This window comes from Allobosea sp. RCC_152_1, assembly GCF_041360765.1.
Lineage (GTDB): Bacteria > Pseudomonadota > Alphaproteobacteria > Rhizobiales > Beijerinckiaceae > Allobosea > Allobosea spartocytisi.
Genome location: NZ_JBFUPU010000004.1, coordinates 407,846 through 419,653, shown reverse-complemented (window position 1 = coordinate 419,653; position 11,808 = coordinate 407,846). Strand labels below are relative to the sequence as shown.

The window sequence follows — 11,808 nt, the reverse complement described above, 5'->3', positions numbered from 1 at the left end:
GTCAGGCTTAACCCGGGCTTACCGCATTCATAGAAAGGACTGCCCGACGAGCGTGGCGATCTCCTCGGCGCGCGGGATGCTTGGCTGCGCGCCGGCCCGCGTGCAGGCGAGCGACCCGGCCGCCAGCCCGCGCTGCAGCGCGCCCGAGAGCCCATAGCCTGCCGCCAGCGCGGCGGCGAAGGCGCCGGTGAAGCTGTCCCCCGCGGCGACCGTGTCGACGACCGTGACGCGGGGCGCTTCGAGGCGCCGCCGCACCCCGCTTTGCCAGCCGACGACGCCGGCAGCGCCCAAGGTGGCGATGCCGATGATGCCGCGTTCGGCATCGAGGCGCTGGGCGATGGCGTCGGGGTCGCGTTCGGGCCAGCCGAGGGACTGCGCGAGGACGAGCGCTTCATGCTCGTTGACGATCAGGATGTCGACGAGATCGAGCAGCGCCGGTGCGGGCGCCCCGGCCGGTGCGAGGTTGAGGATGACGCGGCCACCCGCGTGCTTCATCAGCCGCGCGGCCTCGAGGCAGCCATCCTCCGGCACCTCCCGCTGCAGCAGCAGGATGTCCTCGGAGCCCAGAGTTATCTGCTTCAGGGCGTCGGGGCTGGCCTGCGCATTGGCGCCCGCGGCGACGATGATCTGATTGGCGCCCTCGCTGTCGATGGCGATGAAGGCCGCGCCGGTCGGCGCATCGACCTGCGCGACATAAGCGAGGTCGACGCCGTCGGCGGCCAGCAGCGACAGGGCCGTTTCGCCGAAGCCGTCCCGGCCGGTCGCTCCGACCATGGTGACGGCGGCGCCGGCACGCCGTGCTGCCAGCGCCTGGTTGGCGCCCTTGCCGCCGGGGTGGACCGCGTAATCCGGCCCGAGCACCGTCTCGCCGGCGCCGGGCAGGCGCTCGACCGGCGTGACCAGATCGATATTGATCGAACCGAAGACGAGGATCATCGGGTGAGGCCTGCTGCGAGGCGCCGCACGCCGGCGACGAAGGCGGCTTCCGGGGTCGTGACGACGGCCGCGATGCCCGCCGCTGCGAGCCCGGCGCCATAGCTCTCCGCCATGACGCCGTCCGCGACGAGATGGATGTGGTTGGCGGCGCCGAACAGCGCCTGCGCCCCGGCGATCTCCTGCGCCACCAGCAGCGAGGAGAGGAACGGCCCGACCTCGCCGCCCTTCATCCGGCCGGCGAGCACCTCGGTCCGGGCGCCGAAGGCGGCGTTGAGCAGGCCGGCGGGGCGCTTCGCCGCAGCAAAGCCGCGTGCGGCGCCGCTGTTGGCGTCGTCGCCGGCGGGCTCCTCGGCAAGCCGCGCGAGGATCGACTGGTTGCGCAGCAGCCCATAGATCTCGCCGGTCATGAAGCTGGCGAAACGCGTGATCCGCCCGCCCTTGACCTCCGCCCATTTCGAATGGGTTCCCGGCAGGCAGGCAAGCCCGTCCGTGAGACCGAGCCCGACGACCAGCGTCTCCTCGCCGCGCATCACGTCGAAGCTGCCATCGTCGCAGCTCAGCCCCGGCAGGATCGTCGCATGGGTGCCCGCGGTGAGTTCCACGGTGATGCCGGCGGCGGCGATCGCCTCAGGCGAGGCCGGGCAGGCGACATAGGGCGCCTCGACCCAGCCATTGCGGCTGCCGACCATGCCGGCCAGCACGATCGCCGCCTCGGGCGCGGCGCGCCGGAGATCGCCCGCGAGCGCCTCGAAAGCCGCCGGATAGCCACCTGCCGGCACGGACTGGATGCCCTGATCGGCCATGCGCCGCATCGCGACCTCACCGGCTTCGGAGATCAGGAAGGCGCGCGCGCGGGTTGTGCCCCAGTCGAGCGCGATCAGTGGTTTGGGCATGGCAGGCTCCAGAAGGGAGCGCAATGTCCTCGCGGCGCGAGGCCCGGTCAAGAGCCCCATGGCGAGACTTGTATGCCGACCGCCATGGCGCGAATCTCCATCGCGCATTCCCTGATTCTGGACATCCCGATGCTCGAGCTCGAAGCCGCCGGCCTGAAGGCCATGATCGTTCCGGAGGCGGGCGGCATCGTCTCCCGTCTCGACTGGCTTGGGCCGGACGGGCGCCTGCACGCTCTGCTGAAGCCGTCCGGCGACGAACCGCTTTCGACGGCCTCGCCCATCTTCTGCGGAACATGGGCGTTACTGCCCTTCGCCAATCGCGCCTTCGGGAGCGTGGTCGACGATGGCGAGCGGCGTTTCCTCGTCCCGTCCAACGATCCGGGCGGCGGCGGTACGATCCACGGCTTCGGCTGGCAGGCGGACTGGCAGGTGCTGCGGTATGACCGCAGCCATACCGTGCTCGAGCATCGCCGCACCGACGGTCCCGACCCCTATCGTTACCGGGCCCGGCAGGAGATTGCGCTCGGCCAGGACGGTATGACCATTCGCCTGTCGATCGAGAACGAGGCGGACACGGCACTCCCTTACGGAATCGGGCACCATCCCTGGTTTCCCTGCGCCGCGGATACGCGCCTCGTCATGCGGGCCGCCGGCGCGCTCGTCTTCGGCGAAGCCTTCCGCGCGACCGGGCAGCAGAGTTTCGATGATGGCGGACCCTATGTCGCGCCAAAACCCTTTCGCCGCGACGACGTCACCGCCTGGAGCTTTCTCGACTGGGACGGGACGGCGCGGATCGAGACGCCCTCGACCGGCCTCGCGCTCACGCTGACCGCGAGCGAGAGCCTGAACTGCCCGGTGGTCTGGGCCCCGGCGGGCGCGGATTTCCTCTGCGTCGAGCCGCAGAGCCACGCCATCGGCGCGCCGAGCGAGCCGGCGGCCCGCACTGCTGCGCCGCTGAAGCGGCTTCAGCCGGGCGAGACGCTGGAGGGCTGGTTGAGGATCGCGCCCGAGGCGCTCGCGCCTCAACGCCAGCCGTAACCGTAGCCGCTCGGATAATAGGGCTGATAGCCATAGGCGTCGGCGGGGATGGCGGGCCGCAGCATGATCTGGCCGCGTGCCGCTTCCCAGCCATGGCTGCCGCCCTGCCGCGCCGTGGCGACGGCCGGGCTGTGCTGCGTCTTGGCCTTGGCGACCTTCGCCTTGCTGCCGCCGAGCTTGGCGACATGGGCGGCCTTGGCCTTGTGCGTGGAGGCCTTGGCGAAACGCGAGAGATTGTCGGGCGCGGCGCCGTTGAGCGCGATGCGCGTCTGGCTCGCGCCGTATTTCTTCACCAGCGCGAAGAGCTTGGCGGCGTTGGCCGGATGCAGCCGGATGCAGCCATGCGAGGCCGGGCGGCCGAGCGCGGCGATCGAGGTCGTGCCGTGGATGGCATAGCCGCCGCGGAAGAACACGGCATGGGGCATCGCGCCGCCATATTTGCGCGAGTACCAGTTCTTTTCGAGGCGCGTCGGCCGGTAGACGCCGTTCGGCGAGCGGAAGCCGGTTCGCCCTGACGAGATCTTCCAGTCATAGGTCTCGCCATTGGGAGCGGTCACCGTCATCCGCTGCGCGGCGATGTCGACCTTCACATCGACGCCGGCCTGGGCTTTGGCGGCACCGAAAACGGACAGGAACAGAACGGCAAGAATGCCGAGAAAGCGACGCATGGCCGAGACTCCGAAAACGCAACAACTGTCGAGCGGGCGTTCGCGGGCTCTGTGACGGCCTTGCCCTTGACTCTAGGAAAGCGCGGGCAGGCAGGCCTGTAAAGCGATAAGGCGGATCGTGGTTTCCAGCGCCCTCAGATCATCGGCAACGAGGATGGTTTGCGCCCGCGCGGGAAGGCGGCATCGATCCGGGCGACGTCGCTTTCCGACAGGGTGAGATTCAGCGCGCCGGCATTGTCCTCGACATGGGCGGCGCTGCCGGCCTTCGGGATGGCGAAGACGGCGGGCCTTCGCGTCAGGAAGGCGAGCGCGATTTGCCGGGGCGTCGCGCCATGCGCTTGCGCGATCTCGGCCAGCACCTTGCCCTGCGCGCTGCCCGGTTCCGGAAAGTCGTGATGGCCGAAGGGGCTGTAGGCGGTGACGGCGACGCCGTGCCGCTCGCACCATGGGATTACGGCGTGCTCGATGGCCCGCTCGCGCAGGTGATAGAGCACCTGGTTGCAGGCGATCTTGCCCTTGCCGACGGCGGCCAGCGCCTCGTCGAGATCGTCCTCGTCGAAATTGCTGACACCCCAGGACAGGATCTTGCCCTCCTGCTTCAGCGCCTCGAAGGCAGCGAAGGTCTCAGCCAGCGGATGCGGCCCGCGCCAGTGCAGCAGGTAGCAGTCGAGCCGGTCGGTCTTCAGATGTTGTAGCGAGCGCTCGCAGGCGGCGCGCACGCCCTTCCGAGGCGTTGTGCGGCAGCACCTTCGAGACGAGGAAGACCTCATCGCGCCGCCCGGCAATGGCCTCGCCGATGATCGCCTCGGAACGGCCGTCGCCATACATTTCGGCGGTGTCGATATGGCTCAGCCCGAGATCGAGCCCGCGCCTGAGCGCCGCGATGGCCGCGCGCCGGTCACCCTGCTCGATATACCAGCTTCCCTGGCCAATGGTGGAAACGGCCGGTCCGCCGGCTCCGAAGCTGCGCTGCATGGGGGACCGCCTTTCGCTGTTCAGTAGACCTCGACCTTGAACCGCGCCTGGCGGATCTCGCCGTCATTGTAGCGCACGCGCACGCCGAAGCTGTCCGGGCCGCGATAACCCGGCCGTCCCGTGTACTCGAAGGCGAGCGAGGGGCCGAGCTTGCCGTCGCAGTGCTGATGGTCTCCCGGCCCGTATTCGGCCTTGGCGTTTTTCGTCGCCATCCGGACCTTGCCGTGAACGGGCGGCTCGGTCAGCACGCCGGACGGGCGCTTCACCGGTCGGCAGTGCTCGTCCATCGTCATATAGGTCTGCCGCAGGAAGGTCGGCTTGCCGGCCGCCACGCGTTCGGCGCCTTCCTCGGACGCGGTCGTGCCGCCGGAGGTGACGCAGCCGCCGAGCAGGCCGCAGAGAAATGTCGCGGCCAGGATCGTCAGACCGGGAATGGGCATGGATGTTTCCTCAGCGGCAGTGCAGGGCCGACCTTCCCCTGTGGCGGCTCAAGCCGGCAGCGTGCCATTGGCCGAAAGCACCTCGCCGGCCAGATAGAGCGAGCCGCAGATCAGGATGCGCGGCGGCGCGGGCCAATCGCCGGCGGCGATCGTTCGCAGCGCCTGCTCGACGGAGCTGGCGGTCTCGGCCGGCAGGCCCGCGCCGCGCGCGGCCTCCGCGACTTCCTCGGCCGGGCGGGCGGCGAGCGAGTTCTGGATCGGCACGGCGTAGAGCATCTGGGCCAGGCCCTTGAAATGGCCGAGCGTGGCAGCGGCGTCCTTGGTCGAGAGCAGGCCCGCGATCATCACCAGCGGTGCCGGGTTGCGGTCGGCGAGATCGGCCATGGCCTGCGCCAGCACGCGCCCGCCATCGGGATTGTGCCCGCCATCGAGCCAGAGCTCGGCGCGTTCCGGCACCAGCGCAGCGAGATGTCCCCGTGCCAGCCGCTGCAAGCGCGCCGGCCAGTCGGCGTTGCGCATGCCGTCCTCGAAGGCGCGTGTGGGCAGCCCGCCATAACCGGCGGCGCGCAGGGCCGCGATCGCCGTGCCGGCATTGATGTGCTGGTGGCGCCCGGCGAGACGCGGCAGCGGCAGGTCGAGCAGACCGTCCTGATCCTCGTAGACCAGTCGCCCGCCGGCTTCGTGGACGTTGAAGTCCTGCGCGCCGATCAGGATCTTCGAGGCGCCGGCACGTTCGGCGGCGGCTTCGAGAACCGCGGTCGGCTCGGGCTCCTGCGGCGCGATCACGGCCGGGGCGCCGCGCTTGAAGATGCCGGCCTTCTCGCCGGCGATCTTGGTCACGGTGTCGCCGAGATATTCGGAATGGTCGAGCGAGACCGGCGTCACCACCGTGCAGGCCGGATGGGCGATGACGTTGGTGGCGTCGAAGCGACCGCCGAGCCCGACCTCGAGCAGCAGCACGTCGGCCGGATGCTCGGCGAAGAGCAGCAGCCCCGCGGCCGTCGTCATCTCGAAGAAGGTGATCGGATCGCCGGCATTGACGGCCTCGCAGCGCTCCAGCGCCTCGACCAGCGTGTTCTCTTCCACGAAGCGCCCGCCGCCGGGCGCGCCCAGCCGAATGCGCTCATGGAAGCGCACCAGATGCGGCGAGATGTAGACATGCACCGACAGGCCCGCCGCCTCGAGGATCGCCCGCATGAAGGCGATGGTCGAGCCCTTGCCGTTGGTGCCGGCGACATGGATCACCGGCGGCAGCTTTTTCTGGGGATCGCCCAGCCGCTCCAGCAGGGTGAGGATGCGGCCGAGCGAAAGGTCGATCAGCTTGGGATGCAGCGCCATGAAGCGCGCGAGCAGCGTGTCGGAAGACCCCATGATGCGCGCGCCCTCGGTCGAACGAGCCTCAGACCGCCTCGGCGACCGGCTGCGGCGGCAGAGCCGGTGCGGCTTTGCCGGTTTCGCCCGCGGGCTGCTTCATCAGCAGGCGGCCGAGGCGCGAGAGCGTCTCCGGCAGGTCGCGGCGATGCACGACCATGTCGACCATGCCGTGGTCCTTGAGATATTCCGAGCGCTGGAAGCCGTCCGGCAGCTTTTCGCGGATCGTCTGCTCGATCACGCGCGGCCCGGCGAAGCCGATCAGCGCGCCGGGCTCCGCGATGTGGATATCGCCGAGCATCGCGTAGGAGGCGGTGACGCCGCCGGTGGTCGGATTGGTCAGCACCACGAAATAGGGCAGGCCTGCCGCGCGCAGGCGCCGGATCGCGACGGTGGTGCGCGGCAATTGCATCAGCGAGAGGATGCCTTCCTGCATGCGCGCTCCGCCGGAAGCCGCGAAGACGACATAGGGCGTCTTCTTCTCAAGGGCCGTCTCTGCGCCCTTGATGAAGGCCTCGCCGGCCGCCATACCGAGCGAACCGCCCATGAAGTGGAAATCCTGCGCAGCGATGGTCATCGGCAGGCCCTTGACCCGGCCATAGCCGACCTTGAAGGCGTCCTGTGCGCCGGTCTTGGCGCGGGCATCCTTCAGCCGGTCGACATAGCGCTTCTCGTCGCGGAACTTGAGCGGGTCGATCGCGACCTCGGGCAGCGCGACGTCGAGCCACTTGCCTTCGTCGAAGGTCAGCCGCAGCCGCTCCGGCGCGGTGACGCGCATATGATGCTCGGAGCCGGGGATGACGTAGCCATTGGCCTCGACATCCTTATGGAAGACCATCTGCCCGGAATCCGGGCATTTGATCCAGAGATTTTCCGGCGTCTCGCGCTTGAACAGCGTCTTGATGCGCGGCCGGACGACTTCGGAAATCCAGTTCATCGGATCATCCCTGATGGGCCTTCGGCGGCATGCGCCGTCAGGCGAGAGATGGGGATTGGCTTTTCGCCGGCAAAGGCCCGGCGTGCAAGCCCGTTCACGCGGCCTTCGCCACCGAGCGCACGCCTTGCGCGAGTTCGGCGACCAGCGAGGTGACAGCCGAAACGGTCTTTTCCGTGGCCTTGCCCTCGGCGTCGAGCGAAAGTCGGACGCGCTCCACAAGCGCCGAACCGACGACGACGCCGTCCGCGCTCTTGGCGATGGTGGCGGCGTCAGTCGCGGTCTTCACGCCGAAGCCGACCGCAACCGGCAGGCCGGTGTGGCGCTTGATGCGGGTGACGGCATCGCCCACCGCGCCGTAATCGGCGATGGCGCCGCCGGTCACGCCGGTCATCGAGACGTAGTAGACGAAGCCCGAGGTGTTCTGCAGCACCTTGGGCAGGCGCTTGTCGTCGGTCGTCGGCGTGGCCAGGCGGATGAAGGAGACGCCCGCCTTCAGCGCCGGCAGGCAGAGCTCGGAATCCTCCTCCGGCGGCAGGTCGACCACGATCAGCCCGTCGACACCGACACGGCGCGCCTCGGCCAGGAAGGCCTCGACGCCATAGACCCAGATCGGATTGTAGTAGCCCATCAGCACGATCGGCGTGTCATGGCCGGCCTTGCGGAAGCTCTCGACCATGGCGAGCGTCTTGCGCAAGGTCTGCCCGGCCTTGAGCGCGCGCTGCCCGGCGAGCTGGACCGGCACGCCGTCCGCCATCGGATCCGTGAAGGGCACGCCGAGCTCGATCACATCGGCGCCGGCCGCGGGGAGGGCGGCGAGAATGGCGCTCGCGGTCTCGAAATCGGGGTCGCCTGCCGTGACGAAGGTCACGAGCGCGGCCCGGCCCTCGCGGGCGCAGGCCTGGAAGCGGTTCTGGATGCGGGTCTGGCCGGTCTCAGTCATGAGGTCAGCGGTTAGCATGACGCGCGCGGGCTGGCGAGTGGCTCTCTCGCCCTCACCTCGCCGCATGCCGGATCCGGGGGCGCAGCCTTGCTTTCGGCTGGCGCTCATGATCGCTTGGGGGAGGGCGCCACAAGGCCGGATCACGTCGTTTCCATCATGCTCGAACATCGCACCATCCGCATCGCGGCGGACTTACGTCTGCATGCGGTTTTCGCCGGGCCCGAGCACGGGGAGACCGTGCTGCTGTTGCATGGTTGGCCGCAGACCTCCCACGCCTGGCGTAAGGTCATTCCCCTGCTTGCGGCAGCGGGGTTTCGCGTCATTGCTCCGGATCTGCGTGGTTTCGGTGACAGCGGCAAGCCGGAAGGCGTTCATTCCAAGCTGGTCGTGGCGGGGGACCTGGTGGCGATGCTCGATCGTCTCGGCATCGCGACGGCCTGGGTCGTTGGTCACGATCTCGGCGGCCAGGTCGCCTATCCCTTGGCCGCCAATTGGCCCCAGCGGACGCGCGGGCTCGTCTTCATCGAATCGGGTCTGCCGGGCTTCGGGCAGGAACGGGCGATGGATGTGGCAAATGGCGGAAGCTGGCATTTTGGCTTCAACCGCGCCGGGGACATTGCCGAGGAACTCGTGCGCGGCCGGGAGCATCTCTTCATCAAGGCGATGATCCGCCGCGAGAACGTGGGCACTTTCGATCCGACGAGCATCACCGAGGAGGATATCGGCCATTATGCCCGCGCGGCGGCCGCGCCGGGTGGCCTTCGGGGAATGTTCGCGCATTACCGCGCCTTGATCCCCCAGGACCGGGACGACAATCTCAGGCTCGGCGCATCGCCCCTGCTCTGTCCGGTGCTGGCCGTGGGTGGCGACCATGGCTATGGCGAGGCAGCCCTGAACACGATGAAACGCGTCGCGACGGAGCCCGAGGGCGCCATCATCAAGGATTGCGGGCATTATGTGCCGGAAGAACGTCCGCGCGAGCTCGTCGAGACCATGGTGAGCTTCTTCGCGCGCCGTCAGGACCGCGCTGCGGATTGATCCTGCGGGCCGGAAGCCGCGATCCGCTTGCGTGCGGGCCGCGGCTGCGCCACATCGGCCGGACATGCGCGCCTTCGACCAAGCCCTGCCCATCGATGCCGTCCTCGACGACCTCGCCGCATCCTTGCGCGCACGGCCGAATGTCGTGCTGGTCGCCCCGCCCGGCGCCGGCAAGACGACGCGCGTGCCGCTTGCCTTGCTCGACGAGCCCTGGACGAAGGGCGGCAAGCTCATCCTGCTCGAACCGCGCCGTCTGGCGGCGCGCGGCGCGGCGAACCGGATGGCGCAGACGCTGGGCGAGCAGGTCGGCGAGACGGTCGGTCTGCGCGTGCGCCTCGGCTCCAGGATCGGTCCGAGGACGCGCATCGAGGTCGTGACCGAGGGTGTCTTCGCCCGGATGATCCTCGACGATCCCGCGCTGGACGGCGTCGCGGCCGTGCTCTTCGACGAATTCCATGAGCGTTCGCTCGACGCCGATTTCGGCCTGGCGCTGGCGCTCGACGCCCAGGGCGGCCTGCGCGAGGATCTGCGCATCCTCGTCATGTCCGCGACGCTCGACGGCGCCCGCGTCGCGAGGCTGCTCGGCGATGCGCCGGTGATCGAGAGCGAGGGCCGCGCCTATCCTGTCGAGACGCGCTATCGCGGCCGCGATCCGCTGAAGCGCATCGAGGATCAGGTCACCGAAACCGTGCTGCTGGCGCTGAACGAGCAACCCGGCTCGCAGCTCGTCTTCCTGCCGGGGCAGGGCGAGATCCGCCGCGTCGAGGAGCGCCTGCGCGAAAGGCTGCGCGATCCAGCTGTCGAGATCGCTCCGCTCTATGGCGCGCTTGACCAGCGCGAGCAGGACCGGGCCGTGCTGCCGGCGCCTGCGGGCAGGCGCAAGGTCGTGCTCGCCACGGCGATCGCCGAGACGTCGCTGACCATCGAGGGCGTACGCGTCGTGATCGATTCCGGCCTCGCCCGCATACCCGTCTACGAGCCCGATATCGGCGTGACGCGACTGGAGACGCGCCGCGTCAGCCGCGCCGCCGCCGACCAGCGTCGTGGCCGTGCCGGCCGCACCGAGCCGGGAATCTGCTATCGTCTCTGGGAGGAGGCCGCGACGGGCGCGCTCGAACCCTTCGCCCGGCCTGAAATCCTGTCTGCCGATCTGAGCCCGTTGTTGCTCGACTGCGCCGCCTGGGGCGTGGCCGACCCGACGACGCTGGCCTTCCTCGATCCGCCGCCCGCGCCCGCCCTCAAGGAGGCGCGCAGCCTTTTGGAGGCGGTCGGCGCGCTCGATGCTGCCGGCCGCATCACGCCGGACGGTCGCGCCTTGCAGGCTCTGCCCTTGCCGCCCCGTCTCGCGCGCATGGTTGTGGCCGCCGCCCGCTTCGGGCAAGCCGGCGCCGCCGCCGATCTCGCCGCCGTGCTGGTCGAGCGCGGCCTTGGCGGCGATGCGATCGATCTGGCCGAGCGGCTGGAGCGCTTTTCCCGCGAGCGCGGCGGCCGGGCCGGCGATATGCGCCGTCTGGCGGAGGGCTGGGCCCGCACCGCCGAACGCCATGCCCGGACGGACAAGGCTGCGGCGGGCGAGCCGCTCTCGCCCGGCCTCCTGCTCGCCTTCGCCTATCCCGACCGGGTCGCCAGGGCGCGTGCGCCGGGCTCCGGCCAGTATCTTCTCGCCAATGGCCGCGGCGGCGCGCTTGAAGCATCGCAGCGCCTTGCGCGCGAATCTTACATCGTCGTCGCGGAGATGACGGGGTCGGCGCAGCAGGCCCGGATCATGGCCGCCGCAGCGATCAGCGAAGCGGAAATCGGCACGCTCGTCGGCCATGGCCTCGCGCCCTACGCCATCACCGAGCGCGAGGAGGAGAGCTTCGACCGGGCCGCCCGCGCCTTGCGGGTACGAGCGGTGCGCCGCTATGGCGCGCTCGCTTTGGCGGAACGCCCCTTGCCCGTCGCCGGGACGCTTGAGAATGCTGGGGCGTTGGCGAAAGGCATCGCCGCGCTGGGCATCGGCCTGCTGCCCTGGACGAAGGGGCAGAATCAGTTGCGCGAGCGTGTCGCCTTCCTGCGCAAGGCCGAAGCCGAGCAGGGCTGGCCCGATCTCTCCGACGAAGGGCTCGCGCAGAATCCGGAAGACTGGCTCGCGCCGCATATCCTCGGCCGTGCCTCGCTCGCGGCGATCCAGCCGGCCGATCTCGATTCGGCGCTGGCGGGCCTCGTCCCCTGGGAGCTGAAGCGCCGGCTCGATGCCGAGGCCCCGACGCATTTCACCGCCCCGACCGGCTCCTCTTTCGCCGTGGACTACGCCGCCGAGGCCGGGCCGACGATTTCGGTGCGCGTTCAGGAGCTCTATGGGCTGGCGAGCCATCCGGCGCTGGCCGGCGGGCGCGTGCCGCTGGTTCTCGAATTGCTCTCGCCGGCGCATCGGCCGATCCAGGTGACGCGCGACCTGCCCGGCTTCTGGCGCGGTTCCTGGGCGGCGGTGAAATCGGAGATGAAGGGCCGCTATCCCCGCCATCTCTGGCCCGACGAGCCCGCCGCCGCCTTGCCGACGACGCGGGCGAAGCCACGGGGGACCTGAGAC

At 69.8% G+C, this 11,808-nt stretch carries 10 protein-coding genes and 1 pseudogene; 3 read left to right on the top strand and 8 right to left on the bottom strand.

Going from position 1 to position 11,808, the window contains the following annotated elements; translation table 11 throughout:
* Positions 1 to 27: 27 nt before the first annotated feature.
* The gene (locus AB6806_RS16730) at positions 28 to 936 is read right to left on the bottom strand and encodes a ribokinase (RefSeq protein ID WP_370954977.1); all 909 of its coding nucleotides are present in this window, start codon (positions 934 to 936) and stop codon (positions 28 to 30) included.
* On the bottom strand, positions 933 to 1,829 hold the full coding sequence (locus AB6806_RS16725) for a 2-dehydro-3-deoxygalactonokinase (protein WP_370954976.1): 897 nt from the start codon (positions 1,827 to 1,829) through the stop codon (positions 933 to 935). Before AB6806_RS16725 ends, AB6806_RS16730 begins: the two co-directional genes overlap by 4 nt.
* A gap of 72 nt (positions 1,830 to 1,901) precedes the next feature.
* Between AB6806_RS16725 and AB6806_RS16720 the strand changes: the two genes are divergently transcribed.
* Entirely contained in the window at positions 1,902 to 2,867 is a 966-nt protein-coding gene (locus AB6806_RS16720) for an aldose epimerase family protein (RefSeq protein ID WP_370954975.1), read from the top strand.
* Here the strand turns inward: AB6806_RS16720 and AB6806_RS16715 are convergent.
* The 6 genes and pseudogenes from AB6806_RS16715 to trpA all read right to left on the bottom strand — a co-directional run bounded on the left by AB6806_RS16715 (position 2,852) and on the right by trpA (position 8,198).
* On the bottom strand, positions 2,852 to 3,535 hold the full coding sequence (locus AB6806_RS16715; protein ID WP_142022400.1) for a L,D-transpeptidase: 684 nt from the start codon (positions 3,533 to 3,535) through the stop codon (positions 2,852 to 2,854). The genes AB6806_RS16720 and AB6806_RS16715 overlap by 16 nt on opposite strands.
* Before the next feature lie 134 nt (positions 3,536 to 3,669).
* Positions 3,670 to 4,510, bottom strand: a pseudogene (locus AB6806_RS16710) (aldo/keto reductase).
* A 20-nt stretch (positions 4,511 to 4,530) separates the two neighbouring features.
* Positions 4,531 to 4,950, bottom strand: a complete 420-nt coding sequence (locus AB6806_RS16705) for a hypothetical protein (RefSeq protein ID WP_038364859.1) — start codon at positions 4,948 to 4,950, stop codon at positions 4,531 to 4,533.
* Positions 4,951 to 4,998: 48 nt separating this feature from the next.
* On the bottom strand, positions 4,999 to 6,321 hold the full coding sequence (locus tag AB6806_RS16700) for a bifunctional folylpolyglutamate synthase/dihydrofolate synthase (RefSeq protein ID WP_038364856.1): 1,323 nt from the start codon (positions 6,319 to 6,321) through the stop codon (positions 4,999 to 5,001).
* Between the two features lie 28 nt (positions 6,322 to 6,349).
* On the bottom strand, positions 6,350 to 7,258 hold the full coding sequence (gene accD / locus AB6806_RS16695; protein WP_113252744.1) for an acetyl-CoA carboxylase, carboxyltransferase subunit beta: 909 nt from the start codon (positions 7,256 to 7,258) through the stop codon (positions 6,350 to 6,352).
* A gap of 94 nt (positions 7,259 to 7,352) precedes the next feature.
* Positions 7,353 to 8,198 (bottom strand): tryptophan synthase subunit alpha, encoded by an 846-nt coding sequence (gene trpA, locus AB6806_RS16690; RefSeq protein WP_112762551.1) that lies wholly within the window; start codon positions 8,196 to 8,198, stop codon positions 7,353 to 7,355.
* Between the two features lie 156 nt (positions 8,199 to 8,354).
* Between trpA and AB6806_RS16685 the strand changes: the two genes are divergently transcribed.
* Both AB6806_RS16685 and hrpB read left to right on the top strand, forming a co-directional pair.
* Positions 8,355 to 9,236: an alpha/beta fold hydrolase gene (locus AB6806_RS16685; RefSeq protein ID WP_370954974.1), complete on the top strand. Its 882-nt coding sequence runs from the start codon at positions 8,355 to 8,357 to the stop codon at positions 9,234 to 9,236.
* A 64-nt stretch (positions 9,237 to 9,300) separates the two neighbouring features.
* Complete coding sequence (gene hrpB, locus AB6806_RS16680) at positions 9,301 to 11,805, top strand: ATP-dependent helicase HrpB (protein ID WP_370954973.1); 2,505 nt, start codon at positions 9,301 to 9,303, stop codon at positions 11,803 to 11,805.
* The last annotated feature ends 3 nt before the right edge of the window (positions 11,806 to 11,808 follow it).

Coding starts and splice junctions, on each gene's coding strand:
- hrpB (WP_370954973.1), top strand. CDS start 9,301: ATGCGCGCCTTCGACCAAGCCCTGCCCATCGATGCCGTCCTCGACGAC.
- AB6806_RS16720 (WP_370954975.1), top strand. CDS start 1,902: ATGCCGACCGCCATGGCGCGAATCTCCATCGCGCATTCCCTGATTCTG.
- AB6806_RS16715 (WP_142022400.1), bottom strand. CDS start 3,535: ATGCGTCGCTTTCTCGGCATTCTTGCCGTTCTGTTCCTGTCCGTTTTC.
- AB6806_RS16685 (WP_370954974.1), top strand. CDS start 8,355: ATGCTCGAACATCGCACCATCCGCATCGCGGCGGACTTACGTCTGCAT.
- AB6806_RS16730 (WP_370954977.1), bottom strand. CDS start 936: ATGATCCTCGTCTTCGGTTCGATCAATATCGATCTGGTCACGCCGGTC.
- AB6806_RS16705 (WP_038364859.1), bottom strand. CDS start 4,950: ATGCCCATTCCCGGTCTGACGATCCTGGCCGCGACATTTCTCTGCGGC.
- AB6806_RS16725 (WP_370954976.1), bottom strand. CDS start 1,829: ATGCCCAAACCACTGATCGCGCTCGACTGGGGCACAACCCGCGCGCGC.
- trpA (WP_112762551.1), bottom strand. CDS start 8,198: ATGACTGAGACCGGCCAGACCCGCATCCAGAACCGCTTCCAGGCCTGC.
- AB6806_RS16700 (WP_038364856.1), bottom strand. CDS start 6,321: ATGGGGTCTTCCGACACGCTGCTCGCGCGCTTCATGGCGCTGCATCCC.
- accD (WP_113252744.1), bottom strand. CDS start 7,258: ATGAACTGGATTTCCGAAGTCGTCCGGCCGCGCATCAAGACGCTGTTC.